Annotated in this window: 27 protein-coding genes and 1 pseudogene; 14 read left to right on the top strand and 14 right to left on the bottom strand. The window is 64.2% G+C overall.

Annotated elements, in window-relative coordinates; all coding sequences use genetic code 11:
• Nucleotide 1: 1 nt before the first annotated feature.
• The 3 genes from QJT78_RS29140 to QJT78_RS29130 all read right to left on the bottom strand — a co-directional run bounded on the left by QJT78_RS29140 (nucleotide 2) and on the right by QJT78_RS29130 (nucleotide 4,262).
• Complete coding sequence (locus QJT78_RS29140) at nucleotides 2–808, bottom strand: WecB/TagA/CpsF family glycosyltransferase (RefSeq protein WP_028147949.1); 807 nt, start codon at nucleotides 806–808, stop codon at nucleotides 2–4.
• Entirely contained in the window at nucleotides 801–3,179 is a 2,379-nt protein-coding gene (locus QJT78_RS29135; protein ID WP_028147950.1) for an exopolysaccharide transport family protein, read from the bottom strand. The genes QJT78_RS29140 and QJT78_RS29135 overlap by 8 nt, the downstream gene beginning before the upstream one ends.
• A 282-nt stretch (nucleotides 3,180–3,461) precedes the next feature.
• Nucleotides 3,462–4,262, bottom strand: a complete 801-nt coding sequence (locus QJT78_RS29130; RefSeq protein WP_028147951.1) for a class I SAM-dependent methyltransferase — start codon at nucleotides 4,260–4,262, stop codon at nucleotides 3,462–3,464.
• Between the two features lie 396 nt (nucleotides 4,263–4,658).
• On the opposite strand from QJT78_RS29130, the gene QJT78_RS29125 reads away from it, so the two are divergent.
• On the top strand, nucleotides 4,659–5,687 hold the full coding sequence (locus QJT78_RS29125; protein ID WP_028147952.1) for a glycosyltransferase family 2 protein: 1,029 nt from the start codon (nucleotides 4,659–4,661) through the stop codon (nucleotides 5,685–5,687).
• A gap of 6 nt (nucleotides 5,688–5,693) precedes the next feature.
• On the opposite strand, the gene QJT78_RS29120 is transcribed toward QJT78_RS29125, so the two are convergent.
• Nucleotides 5,694–6,680, bottom strand: coding sequence for a glycosyltransferase (locus QJT78_RS29120; protein ID WP_038942514.1), 987 nt, complete (start codon nucleotides 6,678–6,680; stop codon nucleotides 5,694–5,696).
• Between the two features lie 248 nt (nucleotides 6,681–6,928).
• Here QJT78_RS29120 and QJT78_RS29115 point away from each other — a divergent pair, with 248 nt between their 5' ends.
• From QJT78_RS29115 to QJT78_RS29105, 3 genes are all read left to right on the top strand, one after another.
• Complete coding sequence (locus tag QJT78_RS29115; RefSeq protein ID WP_049807499.1) at nucleotides 6,929–7,996, top strand: glycosyltransferase; 1,068 nt, start codon at nucleotides 6,929–6,931, stop codon at nucleotides 7,994–7,996.
• A 50-nt stretch (nucleotides 7,997–8,046) separates the two neighbouring features.
• Nucleotides 8,047–9,399, top strand: a complete 1,353-nt coding sequence (locus tag QJT78_RS29110; RefSeq protein WP_038942512.1) for an O-antigen ligase — start codon at nucleotides 8,047–8,049, stop codon at nucleotides 9,397–9,399.
• A gap of 117 nt (nucleotides 9,400–9,516) precedes the next feature.
• Nucleotides 9,517–10,659, top strand: coding sequence for a GNAT family N-acetyltransferase (locus tag QJT78_RS29105; protein ID WP_028147956.1), 1,143 nt, complete (start codon nucleotides 9,517–9,519; stop codon nucleotides 10,657–10,659).
• 21 nt (nucleotides 10,660–10,680) lie between these two features.
• Here QJT78_RS29105 and QJT78_RS29100 read toward each other — a convergent pair whose 3' ends face one another.
• Complete coding sequence (locus tag QJT78_RS29100; protein ID WP_028147957.1) at nucleotides 10,681–11,220, bottom strand: alpha/beta fold hydrolase; 540 nt, start codon at nucleotides 11,218–11,220, stop codon at nucleotides 10,681–10,683.
• Nucleotides 11,221–11,342: 122 nt separating this feature from the next.
• Between QJT78_RS29100 and QJT78_RS29095 the strand changes: the two genes are divergently transcribed.
• On the top strand, nucleotides 11,343–11,819 hold the full coding sequence (locus QJT78_RS29095; protein WP_014491880.1) for an Lrp/AsnC family transcriptional regulator: 477 nt from the start codon (nucleotides 11,343–11,345) through the stop codon (nucleotides 11,817–11,819).
• A 113-nt stretch (nucleotides 11,820–11,932) separates the two neighbouring features.
• Entirely contained in the window at nucleotides 11,933–12,817 is an 885-nt protein-coding gene (locus tag QJT78_RS29090; protein WP_038942511.1) for an rRNA adenine N-6-methyltransferase family protein, read from the top strand.
• A gap of 15 nt (nucleotides 12,818–12,832) precedes the next feature.
• Here the strand turns inward: QJT78_RS29090 and QJT78_RS29085 are convergent, their stop codons facing one another.
• The 4 genes from QJT78_RS29085 to QJT78_RS29070 form a co-directional block, all read right to left on the bottom strand.
• Entirely contained in the window at nucleotides 12,833–13,051 is a 219-nt protein-coding gene (locus QJT78_RS29085; protein WP_157790239.1) for a hypothetical protein, read from the bottom strand.
• Between the two features lie 44 nt (nucleotides 13,052–13,095).
• Nucleotides 13,096–13,695, bottom strand: a complete 600-nt coding sequence (wrbA, locus tag QJT78_RS29080; RefSeq protein WP_028147959.1) for an NAD(P)H:quinone oxidoreductase — start codon at nucleotides 13,693–13,695, stop codon at nucleotides 13,096–13,098.
• Between the two features lie 166 nt (nucleotides 13,696–13,861).
• Nucleotides 13,862–14,560: a pirin family protein gene (locus QJT78_RS29075; protein WP_028147960.1), complete on the bottom strand. Its 699-nt coding sequence runs from the start codon at nucleotides 14,558–14,560 to the stop codon at nucleotides 13,862–13,864.
• 50 nt (nucleotides 14,561–14,610) lie between these two features.
• Nucleotides 14,611–15,363 carry an SDR family oxidoreductase gene (locus QJT78_RS29070; protein WP_038942509.1) on the bottom strand — a complete coding sequence of 251 codons (753 nt, stop codon included), beginning with the start codon at nucleotides 15,361–15,363 and terminating at the stop codon, nucleotides 14,611–14,613.
• A 117-nt stretch (nucleotides 15,364–15,480) separates the two neighbouring features.
• Between QJT78_RS29070 and QJT78_RS29065 the strand changes: the two genes are divergently transcribed.
• Nucleotides 15,481–16,419, top strand: a complete 939-nt coding sequence (locus tag QJT78_RS29065; protein WP_028147962.1) for a LysR family transcriptional regulator — start codon at nucleotides 15,481–15,483, stop codon at nucleotides 16,417–16,419.
• A 115-nt stretch (nucleotides 16,420–16,534) separates the two neighbouring features.
• On the opposite strand, the gene QJT78_RS29060 is transcribed toward QJT78_RS29065, so the two are convergent.
• Nucleotides 16,535–16,792 (bottom strand): hypothetical protein, encoded by a 258-nt coding sequence (locus QJT78_RS29060; RefSeq protein WP_028147963.1) that lies wholly within the window; start codon nucleotides 16,790–16,792, stop codon nucleotides 16,535–16,537.
• A 148-nt stretch (nucleotides 16,793–16,940) separates the two neighbouring features.
• Between QJT78_RS29060 and QJT78_RS29055 the strand changes: the two genes are divergently transcribed.
• Nucleotides 16,941–17,927 carry a tripartite tricarboxylate transporter substrate binding protein gene (locus tag QJT78_RS29055; protein WP_028147964.1) on the top strand — a complete coding sequence of 329 codons (987 nt, stop codon included), beginning with the start codon at nucleotides 16,941–16,943 and terminating at the stop codon, nucleotides 17,925–17,927.
• Between the two features lie 95 nt (nucleotides 17,928–18,022).
• Entirely contained in the window at nucleotides 18,023–18,376 is a 354-nt protein-coding gene (locus QJT78_RS29050; protein WP_028147965.1) for a hypothetical protein, read from the top strand.
• A gap of 126 nt (nucleotides 18,377–18,502) precedes the next feature.
• On the opposite strand, the pseudogene QJT78_RS29045 reads toward QJT78_RS29050, so the two are convergent.
• From QJT78_RS29045 to QJT78_RS29035, 3 genes and pseudogenes are all read right to left on the bottom strand, one after another.
• Nucleotides 18,503–19,368 (bottom strand): annotated as a pseudogene (locus QJT78_RS29045) (adenylate/guanylate cyclase domain-containing protein).
• 194 nt (nucleotides 19,369–19,562) lie between these two features.
• The gene (locus QJT78_RS29040) at nucleotides 19,563–20,030 is read right to left on the bottom strand and encodes a YbaK/EbsC family protein (protein ID WP_028147967.1); all 468 of its coding nucleotides are present in this window, start codon (nucleotides 20,028–20,030) and stop codon (nucleotides 19,563–19,565) included.
• 41 nt (nucleotides 20,031–20,071) lie between these two features.
• The gene (locus QJT78_RS29035; protein ID WP_028147968.1) at nucleotides 20,072–20,803 is read right to left on the bottom strand and encodes a haloacid dehalogenase type II; all 732 of its coding nucleotides are present in this window, start codon (nucleotides 20,801–20,803) and stop codon (nucleotides 20,072–20,074) included.
• Nucleotides 20,804–21,334: 531 nt separating this feature from the next.
• Between QJT78_RS29035 and QJT78_RS29030 the strand changes: the two genes are divergently transcribed.
• The 3 genes from QJT78_RS29030 (at nucleotide 21,335) to QJT78_RS29020 (ending at nucleotide 23,133) form a co-directional block, all read left to right on the top strand.
• Nucleotides 21,335–21,931 (top strand): Fe-Mn family superoxide dismutase, encoded by a 597-nt coding sequence (locus QJT78_RS29030; protein ID WP_028147969.1) that lies wholly within the window; start codon nucleotides 21,335–21,337, stop codon nucleotides 21,929–21,931.
• 73 nt (nucleotides 21,932–22,004) lie between these two features.
• On the top strand, nucleotides 22,005–22,598 hold the full coding sequence (locus QJT78_RS29025) for a hypothetical protein (RefSeq protein WP_038942505.1): 594 nt from the start codon (nucleotides 22,005–22,007) through the stop codon (nucleotides 22,596–22,598).
• A gap of 76 nt (nucleotides 22,599–22,674) precedes the next feature.
• Entirely contained in the window at nucleotides 22,675–23,133 is a 459-nt protein-coding gene (locus tag QJT78_RS29020; RefSeq protein WP_049807497.1) for a heme-binding protein, read from the top strand.
• A gap of 98 nt (nucleotides 23,134–23,231) precedes the next feature.
• Here QJT78_RS29020 and QJT78_RS29015 read toward each other — a convergent pair whose 3' ends face one another.
• The gene (locus tag QJT78_RS29015) at nucleotides 23,232–24,116 is read right to left on the bottom strand and encodes an amidohydrolase family protein (protein ID WP_028147972.1); all 885 of its coding nucleotides are present in this window, start codon (nucleotides 24,114–24,116) and stop codon (nucleotides 23,232–23,234) included.
• 329 nt (nucleotides 24,117–24,445) lie between these two features.
• Between QJT78_RS29015 and ykgO the strand changes: the two genes are divergently transcribed.
• On the top strand, nucleotides 24,446–24,571 hold the full coding sequence (gene ykgO / locus QJT78_RS29010; protein WP_006611362.1) for a type B 50S ribosomal protein L36: 126 nt from the start codon (nucleotides 24,446–24,448) through the stop codon (nucleotides 24,569–24,571).
• A 107-nt stretch (nucleotides 24,572–24,678) separates the two neighbouring features.
• A complete protein-coding gene (locus QJT78_RS29005) occupies nucleotides 24,679–25,335 on the top strand; it encodes a tetratricopeptide repeat protein (RefSeq protein WP_038942501.1) in 657 nt (218 codons plus the stop codon).
• Nucleotides 25,336–25,442: the final 107 nt, after the last annotated feature.

Below are 25,442 nucleotides of genomic sequence, written 5' to 3'. Positions count from 1 at the left end.
CTCAACGATTGGAAGGCCGTTTGCGGCTGAAGAGAAGATAGAGCGCGCGAGGGTTGGTGGTCAAATAGCGCCAGAGCAGGCGGCGCGGCTCGAGCCATGTGCGCCAGGCCCATTCGAGTCCGATCTTCTGCATCCATTGCGGCGCGCGGGACCGGCTGCCCGATAAAAAGTTGAACAATCCGCCGGATGTCTTGATAACGCCAACATTGGTCAGCAGCGGCGTGTATTGCTCGACGAATGCCTGCTCGTTGGGCACGCCAAGCGCGACCCAGAGGTAATCCGGCGCGAGCGCGTTGATCTCCTCGACTTTCGCGCGCAGGGCGTCGCCGCGCAGATAGCCGTGGCTGTACCCGACGATCTTGAGGTTTGGATACTGCTGCAGGACATTCGCGACCGCCGCGGCGTTCTCTTCCTCGCTGGCACCGAACATGTAGAAGGTGCGGCCGACGGCTTCGGCCTTGCGCGCGACCACGTGGAACAAATCGGTGGTGGCGACGCGCTCCGGCAGCGGAAACCAGGATTGCAGCTTTGACGCTGCGACCAGGGGCTGGCCATCGGCGTTGATGAGGTCGGCGCCGCGGAACAGGCGTTCGGTCTCCGGTTCGGTCGAGCAGCGCGCCAGCACCTCGCCATTGGCCGAGGTCAGGTGCAGCGGACGGCCGATGCGATTGTCAGGATCGGTCGCCTCGATCATGAAATCGGCAGTTGCTTCCAGGTCGAGCGCGGCCATGCGAAGGCCGCCGATAGTGATCCGTGGCACGTCGGCGGTTGCGGCCCGGCCGTCCAGATTGACGCGGCGCTCAAGCATATTGTCTGCCTCGCTGGCGCGCTTGAGTTGCGGGGGTGAGCTCGTCGAGCACGACGCCGACGAGCTTGCGCTCGGCGCGGCCGAGCGTGTTCAGGATTTCTTCCAGGCCGTCGTTGATGTCGAGGCTGGTCGGCAGCACCGCCACCAGCGCGTCGGTGTCGTCGAGCAGCTTGCGGCTGGCTGCACCAAGCGGCGTCACGGGGCCGTCAAGGATGACGAGATCGTAGCCGCCGGCGGCGCGCGCCTGCTCGATGGCCTTGCGCATGGCTTCAGTCGCCTTGCCGGCATCGCCGTCGGCGGCCGGCAGCACCGAGATGCCGTTGACCGTCTTGATCTCGCGCGAGGTCTTGCTGCCGATCGAGAGCCAGCCGAGCCGGCTCGGCTCGCTCTTGCCGGGGCGGCTCACCTTGTTGGAGAGCGAGTGTGCCTGATGGTCGGCATCGATCATCAGCACGCGGGCGCCGTCGCGCGCGGCCGCGAGCGCGAAATTCAGCGCGGTCACGCTGCGCCCGGTGGTCTCGCCCGCGCCGACGAGCGCGATGACCGGCATGGTCTTGCCGCCGGCACGCCGGGCCACAGCAGTGCGCATGTCGCGCCAGGCGTTGAGCAGCGTCGTCAGCGGAAAGCCGGGGCGGAGCGTCGGCCAGCCCAGCCGGGTCAGATCGACGCCGCCGCCGGTGGCGAGGATGGCACCGAGCGTGTGAATGACGTCGGCCTCCTGGAGGCGCGCGATCAGCGGCTTTCCGATCAGCGTGTTTTCGTCCATCTCAGGCTGCAGCGATGGCGCAGCCAGCTCCGGTAGAGATTGCGCAATCTCCGGAGCTCGCGGAGCCGGCTGCGGCTGGGCTACCTCCGGTGTCCGCGAAACCTCCGGCGCTCGCGGAGCCCGCGGTGCCGGCGTGCGCTCACGACGGGCCGGTGTGGGCGCTGCCGGCGCGGTCGCACCGGCGGACAGCAGCTCGGCCGCGACGAACCAGCTTGCGGCAGCGAGCGCGCCGAAGATGAAGCCGATCATGGCGAACATGCTCATCGCCGGTGGGAACGAGCGCCGCTGCGGCACGGTGGCTTCGCCGATGACGCGGGCCGCCGAGGTGTTCAGGGTCTCCTGCTCCTCGGTCTCGCGCGAGCGCTTGAGGAAGGATTGATAGACGTCGCGGCTGGCATCGGCCTCGCGTTCGAGCTCGCGCAGGCGCACGGCGGCCTGGCTGAGCTGGACGCTCTGCCGCTTTTGCGCTTCGAGCGCCCGGTTGAGCGAGGCTTCAAAGTCGCGGGCGCGCGTCAGATCGTTCTTGGCGGACTGCGCGAAGCGATCGATCTCTTCGTTGATGGTGCGCTTGAGATCCTCGACCTGCTTCTCGGTCTGGCGCAGCGCCGGATGCCGCGGGCCGAGCTCGCCGGCCTGCTCAGCATATTTCTTGCGGGCGTCGGCATATTGGGCGCGCAGGTTTGCGATGGTCGGCGATTGCAGCGCTTCGGAATTCGCGCCGGCATCGGCAGCGGTGCGCCGGCTCGCCTCGATCTGGTCGAGCCGCGCCTGTGCGTCCATCGTCGCCGCGCGGGCCGCGGAAAGCCGCTGGTTGCTGGCGGAGAGCTGCTGGTCGCTGATCAGCGCGTCCTGGGTGCCGACGAAATTGTTCTGGGCCTTGTAGGTGGCGAGCGCGGTCTCGGCGCTGCGCAGCCGCTCGCGCAGCTCCTTGAGGCGGCCGGAGAGATCGTTGGTGGCGCGTCGCGCAGCCGAGGCCTGCGAGTTGCGGGATTCGGCGAGGTAGGCGCTGGTCAGCGTGTTGGCGAGCATCGCCGCCTTCGCCGGATCGGTCGACCAGACCTCGATGTCGACGATGAAGCTCTTCTCGGTCTTGCGGACCGTGATGTGCCTGTTCAGCGCATCGAGCGCTGCGAGCTGAACTTCCTTCGTCTCCGCGGCGGAGGGCGCGCGGGGCTGAAGGCCGATCAGGCCGAGCAGCGACGACATCAGGCTCCTGGCGTCACCGCCGCCGCCGAATTCGGGATCCTTGTCCAGATTGGCCTGCTGGATCACCTGGAGCAGCACGCTGTTCGAGGTAATCAGGCGCGCCTGGCTCTCCACCACCATGGCCATGCCGGAGACGTCCTGCGCGCGCGGCGTGAGCTCGCGATCGACGAGCTGTAGCTCGCGCGGGTCGACATAGAGCTGGGCGGTGGCGGTGTAGCGGGGTGTCACGCTCTTGCCCGCGGTGACGGCAAGCGTCGCACCGAGGAGCGCGGCAGCGGCAATCGCGATCTTCCGCCGCCAGAGCAGATTGACGAGCTCCAGCACGTTGAAACCGGTCTGAGGCCTCTGCTGCGGTGCCTCCGGTCCGGCCCGATCTATCGGCTGGTTGTAGTCAAGCATAGTCCCCAGCTTTCATTCCAACGACCGCGGGCTGAGGGGTTACTCTTCGCTTTACGCCACGCACCCGGGATATAGGTGCCCAATCAACGCAACAGGGAAAATTAACCATACTCATTGAGGGACTATTCACCGAAATGGCAAACAAAGCGTTTAAGCGCATGCCACTCTTCGACGCGTCGCGGTGACGTTGAGGTCCCCAAAGGATTAACGGTTCGTTACCGCGCGCAGCGAGGCCGCAAGGCTTCACTCGTCCTGCGATGGACCGCGCGCGTGTCATGATCGTCAGCTCTTCCGCAGAATGACGTGGTAATCACCGCGGCGAACGTCGATCCCGCCCGGCAGCACGGCGTTCATCACGGCGGCGGCGGCATCGACCAGAGCGGCGAACAGCGGCTTGCGCCGGCGCATCTCGGGATAGCGCGGACTCTCGACCTCGCGGCGGTAGATCATCTCGAGGCCGTTGGACGCGGCGAATGCTTCGAGCCGCGGCAGCGTCACCAGCGGATGGAAGAAGGTCGGAAACGGCGGCTCACCGGGCAGGCCGGCATCCTTGATGCCGCGGATATTCCGGTAGAACCAGACGTGAAACCAGTGCGGCGAGTATTTGGTGACGACGCCCGACAGCGAGCGCGGATTGGGTGCGCCGATCAGGATCATTCCGCCGGGCTTGAGCGCGTTGCGGAAATTCAGTAGCGCGGCATCGACATGGGGCAGATGCTCGATCACGTTGTAACAGATCACCAGATCGAAGGTTTCGCGTCCAAAGCTGTAAGTCTGCACGTCGCCGAGGATCGCCTCGTCGGCGTAAGTGTTGTTGCGGACCTGGTCCTCGTCGATGTCGACGACGGTGACCTTGCTGCGGTTGAGCAACTCCGGTGGCAGAACACTGCACGAGCCGCCGCCGGCCTCATAGGTGGCGAGCTGGCCCTGCGGCAGTTCGCGGCGCAACAAATCGTGGACGGCGAGCAGGCTGTCGCGGGCTTCGCCGGGGACCAGATCGTGCAGCGCCTGGGTGCGTGCACCGGCCGCTGGGATTTGGATCGCGGTGGCTGTCGCGAAATCGATCGAGGCTGGCTTGTTCATTTTTTCTGACCGCGCTTGTTCGACTCAAATTTACAGGAAAAATCTCGCATGACCGAAGAGCAAATCTGGTGCCGCGCTGCTTCACCGGTCGCGGTGCTTACGGGCGGGTTAATGCTGGCAGGTGTTAACTACGGCATTGTCCATGTTGCGCTGTTGTCCGCGTGATGGACTGCGACTTGCACTATCACGTATGCAGGGACTTGCGGGAGAAACGCGCAAAAGCAGTTAAGCGTATGGAGGGCGGGAGATCGGCGGTGTTGCGCCGTCGCGAGCCTCGGGCCCGCCGTTCATTTTGGGACTGATCTGCCCCGCGGCGATGTGCCGTCGCAGGACAGCGCCGATTCCTGCACGATTGACGCAGGGCTTTTTCAATACATATCGGACATCTAGGATGCCATGACGCTGATCCCGACAGACCTTTCCGCCAGCCGGATCTCGGATGCCGTGCGCGATCCCAACCGCGAGATCGCGGCGAGCTCGCGCGTCATCGACCTGTCGGTCGGCATCGTCGTCTGCATTCCCTGCTTCCGCCGCCCGCACCATCTGCGGCTGACGCTGGACTCGCTCGTGAACCAGCGCACGCCGCGCTCCTTCGCGGTGGTCATGGTCGAGAACGACGCGGTGGGGCGCGAAAGCACGCCGGTTGCCGCGGAGTATCTGGCCGACGGCCGGCTCCAGGGCGTTTGCCTGGTCGAAAAGCGGCAGGGCAATTGCCAGGCGATCAACGCCGCCTTCGAGACGGCGCAGGCGCTGTTTCCGGCCGCGACCCGCTTCCTGATGATCGACGACGACGAGATCGCCTCGCCCGACTGGCTCGAGCTGATGGTTCGCACCGCGGAGGCGACCGGCGCCGACGTGGTCGGCGGGCCGGTGCTGCCGGTCTTCGACGACGACAGCAAGCCCTGGCTGGCACGTCATCCCGCCTTCTGCCCTGCCTATCATTACAGCGGCGCGGTGCCACTGATCTATGGCTGTGGCAACTGCCTGATCACGCGTGCGGCGTTCGAGCGGTTCGATCGTCCCGCCTTCGACCTGCGCTTCAATTTCCTCGGCGGCGGCGACTGCGATTTCTTCGTGCGGTGCCGCGACGCCGGCATGATCTTCCACTGGACGGCAGAGGCGGTCATCACCGAGACCGTGCCGCAAAGCCGCACCAGCCTAGGCTGGATCGCCAAGCGCAGCCTGCGTATTGGCGCTATCAATTATCGCGTGCAGTACAAGGCCGCACCAAGCGCGCCCGCGCGGGCGCGAGTGTTCGCGCAGATGCTCGGACGGCTGCCGCTGTCGCTGGTGCGTTCCGCCCGTTTGCTCGCGACATCGAAGGCCGTCGTCGCCATGCATCCCGCGCTGGTCGCGCTTGGCTCCATGCTCGCGGCGTTCGGCTTCGCACCGAAGCCTTATGAAGCCTCGAAAATCGTATCTTGACGCGGGTCAGATGCCCAAACGGGCGAGGGCGACCCTGACCGCGGCGCGGGGCAGCGATTTGAGCGAGCGCCGGCCGACCATCCCGAGATAAGCCAAGGCGTCGCGATATCTGCCGAAGCGGACGGCCTGCATCGCCGAATAGGTGACGAGATGTACCTCGGCGGCCTGGCGCAGCCCGGCCGCCGTGCCCTCGGGCAGTCTCGCCAGGATCAGCCCATCGTCGAACACCCGCGCGATCGCAGGGAAGAAGTCCTTCGGCGTCCGCACCGCCGCATTCATGGTGTTGGCCGTGTGCAGGCGATAGTCCAGCAGAAGCTTGGGCGCGAACTCGAACTCGCCGATAGCGGCGAGGCGGCACCAGCAATGCCAGTCCTCGCAATATCTGAGGGAAGTGTCGAAGCCGCCGATGGCGCGGAAGGCCTCCGCACGTGCGAGCGCGATGCCGCCATTGACGATGAAATTGCCGGCCGCGAGCCGCGCCAGTACGTCGCCGGACGGCTTGCGGCGTCCCTTCAGCAGGCCCCGCCGGCCAATCTGCCGTCCCTCGCTGTCGATCGTGTTGTAGTCGCCGTAGACGAGAACCGCGCGCGGAGCACCGCGCGCCGCCGCCAGCAGTGCCGCCACCGCGCCAGGGCGCAGGCGGTCGTCGGCATCGAGGAAGAGCAGCCATTCGCCGCTCGCATATCGTGCGCCGAGATTGCGCGCGGCGGATACGCCGGCGGAGTCGTTGGTCATCAGGCGCAGCCGCGGGTCACGAATGGCGCGGACGATGGCCGTGGTGGTGTCGCTCGAGCCGTCGTCGACGACGATCACTTCGGTGATCTCGCCTTGCGCCAGTGCGCTGGCGAGGGTTTCGCCGATATAGGCCGCAACGTTCTTGGCGGGAATGACGACGGACACCGATGTGGTTGAGCCGGCCGGCAGCGGGAGACGCGGCGCCGGAACGACGCGCGAGGTAGCCGGTAAATCGAGAACATCTTCGGCGGTGATCAGAGCCACGGCTCGCCTTTAAGGATCTGTTAACCAGGGCGCATCTGCCGACTGGCATTGCGATCAATCGCAACATTGGCCCGGCGCGAATGATACTCGCATTACGGCCAAATCGTTGTCGCGAAGGCCTGCGTGCCGTTGGTTTCGTCAATTAGCGTTAAGCCGCGGGCATTAAGCCTGTCGCAAATTTGGAAGAGTGCGACAGCCGGTCCCATGCGAGAATGCCGACCTGTTTGCCGCGGATGGATCTAGTGCCCGCAAAGACGTTCGAACACGACCCCGATGCCATCGTCCTCAACCTCTTCTACGAGGACAAGGACGATCGCTGGTTTCCCGGCGACCGGCATCTGCGGCGCATGGCCCGCCGGATGCTGCTCGGCGAGCCGCGCATGAGCGGGCAGCTTCGCGTGTTCCTCAATCTCTGCGCAGGGCTCGACCGGCTCGGCATCCGCTACCGCGTCAACGACTACGGCTACATCGCGCAGCATCCCAACGAACTCGCCTGCATCATCGGCCGCACCTTCCTGCTCGACAAGTTCGCGTGGAAGAATCCGATCCTGCTTGGAGTAGCCGCCCACAATCATCCGCTCGACGACCCCGATCTGTTCAAGCGCCTGCCGGTGAAGAAGGTCGTGGTGCCCGGCCCTTGGTACGTCGACATGTACCGGCCGTACTGGCCCGACACGGAGGCCTGGCCGATCGGTATCGATACGGATCTGTGGGCGCCATCGGCGCCGTCGCAAAGGACCGTCGACGTCCTGATCTACGACAAGGTCCATTGGGACCGCGAGCGCTATGCGCCGGAGCTGATCGAGCCCGTCCGCGCCCGGCTTCTGAAGGAGGGCCGCTCGTTCACGGAATTGCGCTACGGCAGCTACAAGGAAGAAGACTATCAGGCCGCGCTGGCGCGCTCGCGCGCGATGATCTTCCTGTGCCAGAACGAGAGCCAGGGCATCGCCTATCAGCAGGCTCTGTCCTGCGGCGTGCCGGTGTTCGCCTGGGATCCCGGCGGCCCGTGGCGCGACCCGGATTATTATCCGCATCGCGTCCAGTTCGCACCGGTGTCGTCGGTGCCGTATTGGGACGACCGCTGCGGTGCCAAGTTCATCGACATCGCGGGGTTCGAGGTGGGCTGGGACAGTTTCTGGGCCGGGTGCACCGCTGATGCGTTCGATCCGCGCGGCTTCGTGCTCGACAATCTCACGCTGGAGCAGCGCGCACTGCAATATTACGAAATCGCGCGCAGCATCGTACGCCCGCAGGCGGCGACGCGGGCCTCGGTCCCATTGGTTGACGGATGCTTAACAAGGATGGGGTAGACCCAAAGCTTTCCCGGCTTCACCACCTGCCTTGAGCCATGGATCGAAGCATGGATCGTAGCGCCGCTGACATGACCGACGTCGAGACCCGAACGCTGGGCCACATGCTGCACGATGGGCTCGCGGGGCTGAATGCCGCGCAGGCGGCGCGCTGCCTCGTCGCGGTTGCGGCGCTGCTGCTGGTGCTGATCACGCTCGATCCGTTTCCTGACCTTCGCAACGAGGATGTGACCACGGTCGTCGGCGGGCGCATGGCGCTCACCTATATCTCCTGGGGTCTGCTGGCGGCGGTCGCGATGCTGTTCGTCGCCGCCACCGATGCGCCCGCGCTGAAGAGCCTGGTGACGCCGCTGCATCTTTGCCTGGTCGGCTGGCTGTTGATCAACATCGTCTTCTCCGAGAGCCGCGGCGTTTCGATCCAGCGCTTCGTGCTGGCGGTCAGCGTGACGTCGCTCGCCATGCTGTTGCCATTGCTGCCGCCGACACAGCGGACTTTCAACCTGTGCCTTGGCGGCGCCGCGCTCGCGCTGCTGGTGCTGTGCTATCTCGGCGTCTTCCTCGCGCCGCAATATTCGATGCACACCGCGCTCGATCTCACCGAGCCGCAGCTTGCCGGCGACTGGCGCGGCAGCTTCGGCCACAAGAACATCGCTTCGCCCGTGATGACCATCCTGGTCTATGTCGGCATTTACCTCTGCGGCGTCGGCTCGTTCGTGATGGGTCCCGCGATCGCCGCGCTGGCCGGCATCTTCCTGATCTTCACCGGCGGCAAGACCTCGACGGTGCTGTGCCTTGCGATCTACGCGCTCGCCTCGCTGGTCTATGTCACGCCAGGCCTGTGGCTGAAGCGGCTCATCTGCTTCGTGCCGCTGATCGTGATGAACCTGCTGACGGTCGGCAGCGTCTTGAGCCCGGCGCTCGGGGCGCTGACGCGGCTGCTTCCGCTCGATCCCACCTTCACCGGCCGTTCCGCCATCTGGGAGTTTGCGCTCGCGGCCGTCGCCGAGAAGCCGATCATCGGTCACGGCTATGCGGCCTTCTGGGACGACGTGACCGCGCGGCAGACCGCTCAGGGATCCGAATGGGCGACGTCCGCGGCGCATAGCCACAACAGCTATCTCGACCTCGCGGTCACTATCGGCTTGCCGGGGCTGGTGCTGGTGATCCTCGTCTTCGTGTTCGCACCGCTCGGCAATTTCCAGTCGGCCCAGGCTCACAACCGTAGCCGCGCGCTGGCAAAACTGTTCCTCACCATATGGCTGTTTGGCCTGTATTACGGCGCCACCGAGACCTTCCTGCTCGAACGGCAGAACCCGATCTGGTTCATGTTCGCGCTCGCAGTGGCTGGCCTGCATTTCCTCGCCAGGTTCCAATGCGTCGAACAGACGGAACCGGAGCGCTGACAGCTTGTCGCAGCCGGAGCGATAGTGATGTTGGCTTAACGATAAGCCGTTACGTCACTTGTGGCCTGCGACAAACATAATCTATCTGGAAACATTCAGTAATCGCATGTCCCGCGGATGACGTTTCTCAGCGTCGAGCAATCAAATGGTTTTGTGTCCAGCACGTCGGGAATCGCTGTCGATTTCGTGCGTGACTGGCGGCAGGCCGCATCGCGCCTGAGCGCGGGGCATCGCACCGCATTCCAGCACGGTTACTGGCTTGGCGCATGGTACGAGGCGTTTCACGACTTTGCACCGCTGATCGCATTGATCTCCGATGCCGCGACCGGCAAGGACATCGCGGTGGTGCCGATGATCAGCCACATCAGGCGCGGCATCCGCATCGTCGAATTCGCCGATCTCGGCGTCTCCGACAACAACGCGCCGATCCTGGCGCTCGATGCCGCGTTGGACGCGGCAGCGACGGATGCGATCGGCAAGGCGCTGGTCGACGCCGTGCGCGCCTTGCCCGACCGCTTCGATCTGCTGCGGCTGAAGAAGATGCCGGCCCATGTCGGTGGCAAGCCGAACCCGCTGGTGTCGCTCGGACGGATCGGATCCTGCTCGCTCAACGGCAACCTCGTGCTGACGGGCGACGACTATGAAGCCTATCGGGCCTCGATCAAGCGCATGCAGATGCCGCGCTGCTGGCGCGTCTTCAGCCGTCATGCCGGCGCGCGGTTCGAGATCGCCACGGATGTCGCGCGTGCGCGCGAGCTGCTGGACGTGATGGATGTCCAGCAACAGGCCCGCATGCGAAAGCTCGGCTCGCGCTTCGTCCTCAACGACGACGCTCATGCCCGATTCTATCGCGAGGTCGCCCGCCAGGGTATCGCGGAAGGCTATGCCGTCATCTCGGCGCTGGTCTGCGACGAGGCCGTCGTCGCCACCACGTTCGGCGTCAGGTTTGGTGCGAGCTATTTCCTTCTGCGCATCAGCCACGCCGGCGATTCATGGTCGAGCTGCTCGCCGGGGCTGCTCGTCACCGAACGGACCATGGCGGCGCTGCATGCAGAGGGCGTGCGCCGTTTCGATCTCAGCATCGGCAACCAGGACTACAAGCGCCGCTTCGGCGCCGAGAAGGTCGCGTTGACCGATGTCAGCATCGCGCTGTCCTGGCGCGGCGCTCCCTATGCATGGCGCGACCATGCCGCGCAGAACCTGCGTCGCTATCCCAGGCTCGCCGCCTTCGCCAGCCGGGCGATACGCAAGATGCGGTGACGGAGGCCGTCCGTACCCGCGTCATCTCGAAAGGCCGGCACTGAAGGCGTCCAGCAGCGCGCGACCCTGCGGCCAGTCGCCGAGCCCGCTCGACGCATTGATGTGGCCAAGGGCGCCCAGCACGATCAGACTGGACTTCCAGGCACGCGCCCGCTGCTGCGTCTTATCGAGCCTGCCATAGGGATCGTCGGTGCTGGCGATGATGAGCGAGGGGAAGCGCAACGTGCGGTCCGGCACCGGCTTGAACGCAGCCGCCTCCGCGGGAAAATTGGCGCCATCGGGATCGGGCACCGCGACCAGAAAAGCACCCGCGATCGTGGATGGGAAGCGCGTGGCCCAGTGCGCCACCAGCAGGCAAGCGAGGCTGTGTGCGACCAGCACCGGTGGCTTCGCGCAGCGGCCGACCGCCTGCTCCAGGGATTGCTCCCAATCGGCGAGCTCCGGTCGGTCCCAGCTCGCCGGCTGAAACCGCGTGAAACGTGTATCGTTGCGCTCCCAGAGTGTCTGCCAATGAGTCTCTGCGGAGCCGCCGAGGCCGGGCAAGGTGATGATGTCGTGCATGATCGTCCCGTGATATCTGAGATGCACGTGCAGTGTGGCCGGTCTTGGTGCTGCGTCACATGGCAAGTCATCGGCGAAAGAGATCATCTGCCGATGATCTCAAGGTGGAATGGAGAATTGTCTTGGATCGCTTCGGAAGCATTGACACCAAGGATCTGAAGATCCTGGAGGCATTGCAGGCCAATGCGCGCGTGCCGCTGTCCGAGCTCGGCCGTTCCGTCGGGCTGTCTCAGCCGGCCATCTCCGAGCGCGTGAAGCGGCTCGAGGAAGCCGGGATTATCGAAGGCTACGGCGCCCGCATCAATCCGCGCGCGCTAGGGCTCGGCCTGATGGCGCTGGTCCGCCTGCGCACCTCGCATGAGCACATCAAGACCTGCCTCAAACGGTTCAGCGAGATTCCGCACATCGTCGAAGTCCATCGCGTGACCGGCGATGACTGCTTCGTGCTCAAGGTGCTGGTTCCGGCGCCGGAAGATCTGGAGACGATCGTGGATCGTATCGCCGGCTTCGGCGCTGTGACGACCTCGCTCGTGCTGCGGAGCGAGCCGGCGCGACCGATCGGTAAAGACCTCATCAGGAAGAAGACCGAACGCGGTTGAGGCGTGGCCCGCGCGATCGACACGTCACCGGGCTGTCACAAAGCCTTCGATTGCGCCGAGCTTCGATGATCGCGCGCGTTGTGCTATCGTCGTCTCCGCTTTCCGGAGGCGACATGGAAGATCGTTCGGCAAAATATCGCGCATTCTATGCGCAGTTGATCTGCGCTGCAGCCAAGACGACGGATCCCCGTATCGAACAGGCCTTTCGCACGGTCAGGCGCGAACCCTTCGTCGGACCCGGACCATGGTCGATCTCCGTCGGTGGCCATCCCTATGTCGTGACGCCCGACGATGATCCCGCCTTCCTCTATCAGAACACGCTTCTGGCGCTGGACCCTGCGCGCGGGCTCAATATCGGGATGCCCGGCGCGCACGCCTATTGGCTCAGCGGCTGTGGCGTGAGGGAAGGCGAGACGGTGATCCAGATCGGTGCGGGCAGCGGCTACTACACGGCCATTCTCGCCGAGCTCACGGGACCTTCGGGCCGTGTCCATGCCTATGAGATCGACGAACGCCTGGCGGCACTGGCGCGCGAAAATCTGAAGGACATCCCGCATGTCGAGCTGGAAGATCGCTCGGGCATCGCGTCCGATTTACCGGGCGCGGATGTGATCTATGTCTGTGCGGGCGCGGCGCAGCCGGCCACGCAATGGCTCGATGCACTGCGGCCCGGCGGCCGGCTGGTGTTTCCGTTGGCGCCGGAGGGCATGCTCGGTGGCATGTTGATGATCACGCGCCCGGACGAGGGCGCGGTCTGGCCGGCGAAATTCCTCAGTCGAGCCCAATTCATCGGCTGCGCGGGACTGCAGGACGCGGATGTCGGCCGGCGATTGGCCGAGGCGTTCGCGAAAGGATGGGAGAGCGTGCAGTCGTTGCGCCGAGAGGGTGCTCCGGACGAGACGTGCTGGTTTGCTGGTGAGGGCTGGTGGCTTTCGACGGCTGGGGCACCCGTCCAGACCGATTCAATCAAGCCCCACGCCGACCTCACGCAGGCGTGACGGATCGCTCACGCCTTACGATTTCGTGCACTCGGCGCAATGCAGCCGGCCGCGTGAGGCGCGGAACAGGCTGCGGCAATACCAGCGCCGCGCCAATGCTTGCGCGGGCCTGCGGATCATCTGCGCGATCAACAAGAGTTCGAAAGCCATTCGTATCGCTTTGGTCAAATATCCTGACCACGTAAATGGGGCGGCGTTCCCGAATGAGAACGCCGCCCCCGTCGCATCAGCCATGCAGTCGTTCGTACGTAAAGCCTAACTGCGCTCAGCCATGAAGCTCAGCCATGAAGTTTCTTGGCGGTCTCCGCGATCTGGCGGCCCTGGTAGCGTGCGCCGGCGAGCTCGTTGGCGCTGGGCTGGCGGCTGCCGTCACCGCCGGTGATCGTGGTGGCGCCGTAGGGGGCGCCGCCGGTGACCTCGTCGAGCTTCATCTGGCCGGCGAAGCCATAGTTCAGACCGACCACGACCATGCCGAAATGCAGCAAATTGGTGATGATCGAGAACAGCGTCGTCTCCTGGCCGCCATGCTGGGTCGCGCTCGCGGTGAAGGCGCCGCCGACCTTGCCGTGCAGCGCGCCCTTGGCCCAGAGCCCGCCGGCCTGGTCCAAAAAGTTCGCCATCTGCGAAGCCATGCGGCCGAAACGGGTGCCGGTGCCGACGATGATTGCGTCGTAATTGGCGAGGTCCTCGATCTTGGCGACGGGCGCTGCCTGATCGACCTTGTAATAAGACGCCTTGGCGACTTCGGCCGGCACCAGCTCGGGCACGCGCTTGATGTCGACGGTGGCGCCGGCCTCGCGCGCACCGTCGGCGATGGCGTTGGCCATCGCTTCGATGTGGCCATAGGCGGAATAATAGAGGACGAGAACTTTGGTCATGGTGGTCTCCGTTGAATGCAGATTTGATGCAGTAGTGGTTGGGGACGTCATGCCCGGGCAGAAGCGCGAAGCGCGTCTTCGCGCTAGATGTCCCGGGCATCCACGTGTTTGTTTTTCGTGGAGAGGCGTGGATGGCCGGGACAAGCCCGGCCATGACGGATAGCGCTTAAGCCGCGTCGACGAGCACGAGCTCGGAGTCTTCGAGTGCCGTGATCTTCAGCCTGTCCTCGTCGCGGATCGCGGCGCCGTCGCGGGCGTTGACGCGCACGCCGTTGATTTCGACCGCGCCTGCCGCCGGCACGAGATAAAGGTGGCGCGACTTCTGAGCTGAATACTCAGCCGTTTCGCCGGCCTTCAGTGTGGTCGCCAGCACCCGCGCATCGGCGCGGATCGGCAAGGCGTCCTTGTCGTTCTCGTCGCCGCTCGCGATGGTGACGAGCTTGCCGGAGCGGTCCGCCTTCGGAAACGGCTTCGAGCCCCAGGTCGGCTGGCCCCCGCGCGCCACAGGCTCGATCCAGATCTGGAAGATGCGGGTCTTGGTCGGCTCCAGATTGTATTCGGAGTGGCGGACGCCGCTGCCGGCGCTCATCACCTGCACGTCGCCCGCTTCGGTGCGGCCCTCGTTGCCGAGGCTGTCCTGATGGGTGATCGCGCCCTCGCGCACATAGGTGATGATTTCCATGTTGGCGTGAGGATGGGCGGGAAAGCCGGTGTTCGGCGCGATCTCGTCGTCGTTCCACACCCGCAAGGCGCCGTGACCCATGTTGTTCGGGTCGTAGTGACTCGCGAAGGAGAAATGGTGCTTGGCCTTGAGCCAGCCGTGATCGGCGCCGCCGAGCTTTGCGAAAGGTCTGAGTTCGATCATCTGCGTAATTCCCTTGTGTAATCCCTTGGGTTGAGCGGGTGGCGCCTGGATCAGGCGCCGAACCCGCCGTCGACATTGAGCACCGTGCCGGTGACGAAGGAGGCTTCCGGGCTTGCGAGGAAAACGACGCCGGCGGCGACTTCCTCGGGGCGGCCGAAGCGCTGCAGCGCGTGCTGCTTGCGCTGCGTCTCGGCGAACTCGCCGCCGTCCTTCGGGTTCATGTCGGTGTCGATCGAGCCGGGCTGCACCACGTTCACGGTGATGCCGCGCGGGCCGAGGTCGCGCGCCGCGCCCTTGGTGTAGCCGACGACGGCCGCCTTGGTGGCGACGTAGTCGGCAAGCCCCGGGAACGAGGCGCGGTCGGCGAGCATGGAGCCGACGGTGACGATGCGGCCGCCTTCGCCCATCAATTGCGAGGCGGCGCGGATCGCCGCGATCACACCGTGCACGTTGATGGAATCCTGCCGCTCAAGCGCGGCCGTGTCAGCCTTCGCATCGTCGATCGCGCCGCCCGCGGCAACGCCGGCATTGTTGACGAGGATGTCGAGATGGCCGAATTCCCTGGCGACGTCGTTGACGAGCTGCGTCACGTCCTTGGCCGAGGCCTGATCGGCCTTGAAAGCGCGGGCCTTGACGCCGCGGGCCTTCAGTTCGGTGACGACCGCCTCGGCCTTTTCGGGCGAGGCGACATAGCTGATGGCGACATCCGCGCCTTCATCGGCGAGAGCGCGGGCCGAGGCCGCGCCGATGCCGCGCGAGCGGCCGGTGACGAGGGCAACCTTGCCTGAGAGCTTCTTGGTCATTGGATTTCTCCGGTCCTGAATGTCTGATGACCCTTGGATAAGCCTCCGCCTGTGGTATAGAAATAGAAACTGTTGAAACGCATTGTTTCCTGAAATACACCGATTGGACCGGCGCACATGGCAAAACTCCCTGATTTCGAGGCGCTCGCGATTTTCGCAAAAGTCGTGGAATTACGGTCGTTTGCAGGGGCCGCGAGCGAGCTCGCGATGTCCAAGGCAACGGTGTCCAAGGCGGTCACGCGGCTGGAGGAGCGGCTCGGTGCCCGGCTGTTCAACCGCACCTCGCGGCGGCTGGCGCTGACCGACGCCGGGCACAAGCTCGCCGAACGGGCCACGCGTCTGCTCGTCGACGGCGAGGCGGCCGAGAACGAGGCACTGGCGCAGTCGGTGGCGCCGCGCGGCCTGGTCCGGCTCGCCGTGCCCATGACGTTCGGGATCAAGGCGGTGGCGCCGCTGCTGCCGGAGTTTTTCGAGACCTATCCGGAGGTCTCGGTCGATCTGCATCTGAGCGATGCGACCATCGATCTGATCGGCGAGGGCTTTGACATGGCGGTGCGGATCGCGCGGCTGCCGGACTCTTCGCTGATCGCGCGACGGCTCTTCACCATGCCGCGCTTCACGGTGGCCGCGCCGTCCTACCTCAAGAAACATGGCCGGCCGACGCATCCGATGCATCTCGCCGAACACAAATGCTTCAGCTACGCCTATCTCTCCACGCCCAATGTCTGGAACTACACCAATTCGGCGGGCGAGCAGGCCAGCGTCCGTCCGGGCGGACAGCTTCGCGTCAACAACGGTGAAGCGGTGATGCCGGCGCTGATCGCCGGCCTCGGCATCGCCGAGCTGCCCGAGTTCATCGTCGGCGAGGCGATTTCGTCCGGCGAGGTCGAGGTGATCCTGAAAGACTGGAAGCAGGCTGAAGGCGCCGTGCATCTGGTGACGCCACCCGGCGGCCCGCGCCCCGCACGCGTCGAGGCGCTCGGCGATTTTCTCGCGGCGAAGCTGCCGGGCACATGCAAGCGGCGGCCGAAGAAAGGTGTCAACAAAGCGGGGTAGATCCCTTGGTGGGCACGGCGCGTTGCGCCTTTGCCCACCCTACGTGATCTCGCTAGTCTATCCTGCAAGCGACTATCGTAGGGTGGGCAAAGCGAAGCCTGCCCGCGACTTCTCGCTATGACACCTTCACGCCGTCGATCGCGACAATGCGCAAGGCTGGCTTCAGCGTCTCCTCCAGCTGCGACTTCAGTTCATGAACACGCGGGTCGTTCGAGCGTGCCGCGCAGGCGGCGTATTGATGGACGGATTGCGCCAGCGCGCGCCGCGCTTCCGGTGTTCGCGTCAATTCGGGCTTTGAAAGCCGTATGACGATCGCTGCGAGATTCACCAGCATCTCGTCCAGGGCGACGTCGATGGTCGCAAGATTCCGCATCATTCACTCCCTCAAGAGGGCAACAGCGGGTTCACGGATGCGTTCCTGACGGGGCCGGACATGGTCAATGCTTCGTTAATGCCTTGTTCTTGCCGCGTGGCACGCTAGGCTGGCGAAACAAAAGAAAATCGGGGGGTAGGGGACCATGATGGATCGACGCGATCTTTTGCGTGCCGCTGCGGCATTGCCGTTGTTGCGGGCTGCTTTACCTGACAAGGCCTTCGCGCAAGCCTATCCGGTGCGCAACATTACCATGATCGTGCCGTTTCCGGCGGGCGGTCAGGCCGACCTTGCCGCGCGTCCGGTAGCGATGGCGCTGGAGCGGATCCTCGGCAAGCCCGTCATCGTCGACAACCGCGCCGGTGGCGGCGGCGGATCGGTCGGCAATGCCGCGGCGGCGCGTGCAGAGCCCGACGGCTACACGCTGCTGATGACGCTGTCCTCGCTCGCGGTGCTCCCCGAGGCCGACCGTCTGTTCGACCGACCCGTCGCCTACGAGGTCTCGCAGTTCATGCCGATCGCGCGCGTGCTGGCCGATCCCACGCTGCTCGCGGTGCCGGCTTCGGCGCCGTGGAAGACGGCTCAGGATTTCGTCGAGGATGCGAAGAGGCGGCCGGGCCAGATCACCTACGGCTCGTCCGGTCCTTACGGGACGCTGCATGTCGCGATGGAGATGTTCGCGAGCAGCGCTGACATCAAATTGCTGCATGTTCCGTTCCGCGGCGCGGGCCCGGCGCTGACCGCGCTGCTCAGCGGCACCGTGCAGGCGATAGCAGCCGCGCCCGGCACGCTGAAGCCGCTGGTCGACGACGGCAAGCTGCGCGTGCTCGGCAATTGCGGCGCGCAGCGCATCGCGAGCTTCCCCGACGTTCCGACCTTCCAGGAGCTCGGCTACAAGGACGTCGAGATGTACATCTGGGCCGGGCTCTTTGCACAGAGTGCTCTTCCTGCGCCGGTCGCGAGCCGCCTGCGCGAAGCGATGGCGCAGGTGATGACGAGCCCGGATGTGCTCAGGAGCTTCGAGGCCTCGGGCAGTCTGGTCGCCTATCAGGACGCGCCGGCATTCTCGCAATTCGTGGCGACGGACAGCGCGCGGCTGATCGCGGCGGTGAAGAAGATCGGCCGGGTGGAATAGGTTCCCGTCGCATTTTCACATTTTTTTGTTGGTTCAGAACCTGACCGCGTCTCATTGATTGAAGACAAATCAAGGGAATCGAGAAGGATCGGGACATGCGAACAGAGCGAATTGCGCTGGGTCTGGCGCTTGCAGTCAGCGGCATCGTCGCGCAGGGCGCGGCGTCAGCCCAGGAATATCGCGGCACAATGGAACAGCAGATGGCGTGCACGCCGGATGTCTGGCGCCTTTGCAGCGACCAGATTCCGGATACGAACCGCATCGTGGCCTGCCTGCAGCAGAACACGCCGCAGCTTTCGAGCGCATGCCGGGCGGTGTTCCAGTCGAACAACCAGGCTCAGCCGCAGCAGCCGGTCCCGCGCGGCCGGGCTATGCCGCCGCCGCGCTACAACAATGCGCCGCCGCCTGTCGTCGCGCCACCACGTCCCTATGATGATGACAACGACTAGAGCATGATCCGGAAAAGTGTGATGCGATTTTCCGAAAAGATCATGCTCAGGTCATGACCTGAAGCGCGATGACGATTCATCGCGGCCTCTTCGCACCTTGGGCGCGACGATGCGGTCGCAACCGCCTCACTCCCGACTCGTCTGGCGCTCGCGCTTACTGTTCGACTCAGGTCGCTGCCGGAGCGCTGTCCGCAGCAGGGCACCGAAGAGCAATGCTGCGACCGGCCAATGGAACCAGATCTTGTGCATGCCGGTGAAAACGTTGATTAGAATCAGAAAGCCCGAAACCGTGAGGGCCACTGCAACCGGGCGGGGCAGCTTCGCCAGCCAATCCGAGACGAAGCCCATCCAATTGGACGGCTCGTGCCTGCTGTCAATCCATCGAGCGCCAGTTTCCGAATCTGCAACTGCCCGCCCCTGGGGAGGGAAGCTTTCGTCAACCGGGAAGCTCCGTCGCCAGCGCTTTGGCCGCTCATGGCCACGCGATAGCTGGTCATGGGAGCAACGTTCTTCATTGGTCGCTGGCCGAGACAGTCGAAGCCAACAGACAATTTGTTGTGCACCTGATCGTAGACTGAACTTGAGATCACGACGCCGCCGGGTTCGGCGAGCTCTTGCAGCCGCGACGCGATATTGACCCCGTCGCCATAGATGTCGGACCCGTCCACCATCACGTCGCCGAGATTGATGCCGATACGAAACCGCATCGGGTGCGCGTGCGGCGGGTCCGAATCCTGGTTGGAAATTTCCTGCTGAATTTCGACCGCGCATTGCACGGCCTCGACGACGCTGGCGAACTCGGCGATCACAGCATCGCCCCAAGTGTTCACGATCCGGCCGTCATGGCGCTCCACCAGTCCCGCAAAGGCAGTGCGGTAGCGGCGCAGCGTCTCCAACGTTCCGGTCTCGTCTGCTTCCATGAGGCGAGAATAGCCCTGCACGTCAGCGCACAGGACGGTGGTCAATCGTCGTTTCACCTTGTCGTCGGTCATGGTCCATATGCTAGCCTTCCTGACCGGCAATTGCATCAGGCATCGCATCTGGCCCCATCGCGGCTCAACGACCGGTTGTCCAGTCCCGAAACCGTCATAACCGTGCAACGAATTGCGGCCAGCCAGGTGCCAAAACCGACCTGGCGTGAGGTCGCCCTTCGCGCCGCGGTTCACGAGGACAGGCCGGAGCCGCCTTAAGGCCTGTGCTCGCAGACATCGACCCATTCGGCCGCGGTGAGCTCCGCCATCCGCTCGGGCGTGATGCGCACGGCGCTGTGGGTCGAGCCTGCGGCCGGCACCACCACGTCGAACGCCTTCAGCGACACATCGCAATAAATCGGCAGCGGCGACTTCAGTCCGAACGGGCAGACGCCGCCGACCTCGTGGCCGGTGATCTCGGCGACCTCTTCCAGCCCCAGCATCTTCGGCTTGCCGCCGAACGCAGCCTTGACCTTCTTGTTGTCCATGCGCGAGGTGCCGGCGGCGACGATCAGGATCACGCGCTCGCCGATGCGCAACGACAGGGTCTTGGCGATCCGGCCGGGCTCGACGCCATAGGCTTTGGCGGCCAGCGGCACCGTGGCCGAGCTGATCGGGGATTCGATGACGGAGATGTCGGGGGCTTTCTCGGCGAAGAAGGCGCGAACGGATTGAAGGCTCATTCCAAACAGCTCATTCCAGACTTATGGGCGGACGGCGATGCTTAAGCGATCGTTGGCAGTTCCGAGAGCGCGCGGACACGATGATCCGGCGCGAACCCAAGCTCGTCCATCTGGGTCCGGATCGCCTTATACATCGTCAGCGGTGCCACGAGTTCGTTCTCGACGCAAGCCAGCGCCATCGCCTCCGGCGTCACGCGTTCGATCCAGGCGACGTTCAGCCCGAACGACTTCGCGCCCGCGACATCCCAGGGGTTGGACGAGACGAACAGAACCTCATCCGGCCTGGTGCCGAACACCTCGCCGATCAGCGTGTAGGCCTCTGGAGATGGCTTGAAGACCTTCTTCGCGTCCACGCTGATGGTGGCATCGAGCAGACTGTCGAGCCCGGAATTGCGCACGAGCGCATTCAGCATGTCCGGACTGCCATTCGAGAGGATGGCGAGTTTGCGCGGCTTGAGCGCCGCAAGCGCGGCGGCTGCATCCGGATAGAGATCGAGATGCAGATATTTCTCGATCACCCGCTCGAACGCTTCGCCTTCATAGGCGAGGCCGAGCAGGCGCAGGGTATAGGCGAGCGAGTCGCGCGTGACGGCGGCAAAATCCTGGTAGCGCCGCATCAGCGAGCGCAACCAGGTGTATTCAAGCTGCTTGATCCGCCAGACCTGCGTGATGATCTCGCCATAGCCCGGAAACGCATCCTCGGTGATCTCCGCCACCGACTGGATGTCGTACAGCGTTCCGTAAGCGTCGAAGACGACGGCCTTGATGCTCATGGCTCGCTCCCTTGGGACTTTGCGGTGGCGCGGACCATACCGAAACGGCCCGGTACTCGACAAGGCCGGAACCTTCTTCAAACAATCGTCACCTCATCGACCTCGCGCAGCAGATTGACACTGCCGCCGGCAGGCGTTTAATTCAGGGCACGGGGATTTGCGATCTCCCCGCGAGGCGACATGCCCAAGTATCGCGTCCTGGTCATCAAGGACGCCGCATGTCTTCTTTCATCTCGATCTCATCAGAGAAATTGTCCGGTCAATTGGTGCCGCCAGCGCGCCGACCCTCGTCGACGTCCGTATCGACAGGGATCGCGCGGTCTATTTGGGCACGCGACAAGACGGCGAGCACCAAGAGCTAGCGAGCACACGGGGCACGTTGGGGACGACGATGAAGTGGAGGACTCCATGACGACGAATACCGACCGCCGAGACTTCATCAGGGGCGTGGGGGCCGCCGCGGCATCGACCGCATTACTCGCGGGGACGCAAGCCCTTGCGCAAGCCAATCAGCCAACAGGAGCCAGGCCAATGACATACCAGCCCAAGCCGATGCCGTTCGATCCGAAATCCATTGCCGGCATCTCGGAGAAGGTGCTCGTCAGCCACTACGAGAACAACTATGTCGGTGCCGTAAAGCGACTCAACGCGATCGGAACGCAACTCGCCGAGCTCGACTTCGCGAAAGCTCCGAACTTCGTCATCAACGGCCTGAAGCGCGAGGAACTCGTCGCGTCAAACTCGATGATCCTCCACGAAATCTATTTCGACGGGCTCGGCGGTGCCGGCAAGCCGAGCACACCACTTGCCGACGCGATCGCGCGAGATTTCGGCAGCATGGAGCGGTGGCGCGCGGAGTTCTCCGCCATGGGCAAGGCCGAAGGCGGCGGCTCCGGCTGGGTGATTCTTTCCTACTCGCCGCGCGACAAGCGGCTGGTCAATCAGTGGGCCGCCGACCACACGACGACGCTGGCCGGCGGACGCCCCGTGCTGGTGCTCGACATGTATGAGCACGCCTATCACATGGATTATGGCGCCGCGGCCGCGAAGTATGTCGACATCTACATGGAAGCGATCAAATGGGACAACGCTGCAACACTGTACGATCAATACAGGCGGGAAGCTTAGGCGTTGTGCAAAAAAAATGAGCGTAGCGCGCTTGGGAGCGGCGTTGTTCCTATTGTTGGTGGGAGGAAACGCGATGGCAGAAACTGTAAATTTTGACAACGCAGCAACCGGCGCAGCGCCCGAAGGCTGGACTCTGACGATGACGGGTCGTGGCCAGCCCAAATGGACGGTCGAGGTGGAGTCGACGGCGCCAAGCAAGCCGAACGTCCTGAAACAATCCGGTCAGGCGACGTTTCCAGTGGCGCTCAGGAACGGCACGAGCATCCTGGACGGGTTCGTCGAGGTCAAGTTCAAAGCAATCGCAGGCTCCGAGGATCGTGCGGCCGGAATTGTCTGGCGCGCAAAGGATGCCGACAATTACTATGTCGTGCGGGCCAACGCGCTTGAAGACAATGTTGTGCTCTACAAGACGATCAAGGGTGTTCGCAGCGCGCTCGATATCGTCGGCCGCAAAGGCGGCTATGGCGCCAAGGTATCGGTGCCATCAGGTCAATGGCATTCCCTGCGTTGCGAATTCGCGGGAAAGCTGTTCAAGGTAACGTATGACGGCAAGCCGATGTTCGAGGTCGAGGACGAATCGATCAGGGACGCCGGCATGATCGGCTTGTGGACCAAGGCCGACAGTGTCACCGTATTCGACGACCTGGCATACGGTGCGCTGAACTAGGTTAAAGTCGGCGTCGACCCGCTCGCGTCGGAGAAACCATGCTCGCTCGAACCCTGCTGCGGCCGCCGTCCTGTTGATGCTCGCGCACCCGGCAATGGCGCAGGAGCCGCTCGCGACCTACAAATCCCTGAGTCCCGAGCTGGCGCTTGATCTGGCCCGGGCATCGCTTGGCGATTGCCGATCACGCGGGTACCAGGTCGCCGTCGCCGTCGTCGATCGCTTCGGGGGGACACAGGTGATCCTTCGTGACAGGTTCGCAGGTGCTCACACCGTTTCGACGGCCTCGGGCAAGGCGTGGACCGCAGCAACATTCCGTACCAGCACCACCGAACTAAATGCCGTCAGCCAACCTGGCATGATGCAGGCCGGTATCCGCAATCTCCCAGGCACGGTCATTATAGGTGGCGGATTGATTGTCGAAGCGGGCGGTTCGCTGGTCGGAGCCGTCGGTGTGTCTGGGGCGCCCGGCGGTGATGCTGACGAAGCCTGCGCCAGGGCCGGAATCGACGCCATACGCGACAAGCTGGAGTTTTAGGGCCGCCTTGCCCGCCTCAGCGAGGCCTTGAGCGCCTGAGCGTGAGGGCTTCGGCAACCGGTCGAAGCCCTCAATGCGCCGTGGCGACGAGTCCGCGGCTAGATCCCGAGCAGCCTACGCGCGTTGGCCTTCAGCACCTTCGGCCGGATCTCGTCGCGGATCTCGATCTTGGCGAAGTCCGACAGCCAGCGGTCCGGCGTGATCACCGGCCAGTCCGAGCCGAACAGCATCTTGTCCTGAAGGATCGAGTTGATGTAGCGCACCAGGATCGGCGGGAAATACTTTGGCGACCAGCCCGAGAGGTCGATATAGACGTTCGGCTTGTGGGTCGCGACCGACAGCGCTTCCTCCTGCCAGGGGAAGGAGGGATGGGCGAGGATGATCTTGAGGTCGGGGAAATCCGCGGCCACGTCGTCCATGTACATCGGGTTGGAATATTTCAGCCGCATGCCCATGCCGCCGGGCATGCCCGAGCCGACACCGGTCTGGCCGGTGTGGAACAGCGCGATCGCGCCGCCATTGTTGATCTCTTCATAGAGCGGATAGGCCATGCGGTCGTTGGCGTAGAAGCCCTGCATGGTCGGATGGAATTTGAAGCCGCGTACGCCGTATTCCTCGATCAGCTTGCGCGCCTCGCGCACGCCGAGCTTGCCCTTGTGCGGGTCAATCGAGACGAACGGGATGAGGACGTCGAGATGGTCGGAGGCGATCTCCAGCATCTCCTCATTTTTGTAGCGGCGGAAGCCGGTCTCGCGCTCGGCGTCGACCGGGAAGATCACCGCGGCGATGTTCTTGGAGCGGTAGTAGGCCGCGGTCTCCGGCACGGTCGGCGGATGCTTGTGCGGCGACTTGAAGTAGTCCGCCATCTGCGCCTGGAAATCGTCATAGCCGTCGTCGGGATGGGTGCCGCAGGGCTCCTCGGCGTGGGTGTGGATGTCGATGGCGACGACATCGTCGATGTTGGGCAGCTTCAGCTTTGGCATTGGTTTCCTCCCGACGGGTTGCCGAATTGATTATATGATATAACGAATTTGGCAAGGCGCGTTGTCGAAGCAAAGCCCCAAGTCGACCAATGCGTAGATCGGGCCGATCCGGCCATTTCTACTTGCTTTCTACTTTGCATGGGGTTGTTTTCCAGAATTTGCTGGCCCGGAACCGGGCAGTTAACATTGACATCCGGTCCTCCCATGCCTTAAGAACCGCCCCGTCCCGGGCGGTCGGTCCGCCAGCGGGAAAGATCTCATTTTGCCACATTCGCGCGTGCCGAAACGGTAGTGCCGAACACGGCCTTTCGAACGTTCAGGATTCTGCCATGAAGGTCCGTAACTCGCTGAAATCGCTGCGTGGTCGCCATCGCGCCAACCGCCTGGTCCGCCGCAAGGGCCGGGTCTATGTGATCAACAAGGTGCAGCGCCGCTTCAAGGCTCGCCAGGGCTGATATTGCCCTCGCGGTCGCCTCACGCGCGCCCCGCAAGACCACAGCTCACACGAGTTTGACGCCGCCTTTGCTTTGCAAGGGCGGCTTTGCGCGTCTAGACTTTGGCCATGGCAGTGAGATTCCTGGCAGTGAGCTTCCCTTTCGCGCGCACCCTGTGTCTGGCCCTTGTGCTGGGCGCCACTGGCCTTACGCCAGCCCTGGCGCAGAAAGAGCTGCCTGCCCCTCCCGGCAAGGAACAGAAGAAGCTGCCGGAGGCGCCGGCCAAGCTGCCGAAGGTCGACCGCAGCAAGAATCTCGATTTCCTGTTCGGCGCGCTGAAGGCCGCGCCCGACGAGGCCAGCGCCAAGCATGTCGAGGCGCGGATCTGGGCGATCTGGATCCAGACCCCGAGCGACACCGCATCGCTGTTGATGGCGCGGGCCAAGACCGCGGTCGACGCGCAGAAGATCGACATCGCGATCAAGCTGCTGGATTCGGTCATCAAGCTCAGGCCCGACTACATCGAGGCCTGGAACCGGCGCGCCACGCTCTACTACATGCAGAATGACTACAGCCGCTCGCTTGCCGACATCCGCGAGGTGCTGATCCGGGAGCCTCGCCATTTCGGCGCGCTCGCAGGCCTCGGCATGATCATGCAGGAGGTCGGTGACGAGAAACGTGCGCTTGAGGCCTACCGCAAGGCGCTGGCCGTCAATCCGCACCTCGAGAAGATCCCCGAGCAGGTCAAGGCGCTGACCGAGAAGGTCGAAGGCCGCGACATCTAGCCCGTCCTATTCGTGAGAGTGCGTTTTCTAGTCCGATTGATGTGGCCGCACATCTGCTCTGACGAGGCGCACAGGATTGCCTTCGGCTTTTCGCCGCCTGACCACCC

It is taken from the genome of Bradyrhizobium sp. Mp27, from assembly GCF_029953005.1.
GTDB classification, from domain to species: domain Bacteria; phylum Pseudomonadota; class Alphaproteobacteria; order Rhizobiales; family Xanthobacteraceae; genus Bradyrhizobium; species Bradyrhizobium barranii.
The sequence above is the reverse complement of the archived record's forward strand: the minus strand, read 5'-3'. Positions and strand labels throughout refer to the sequence as shown.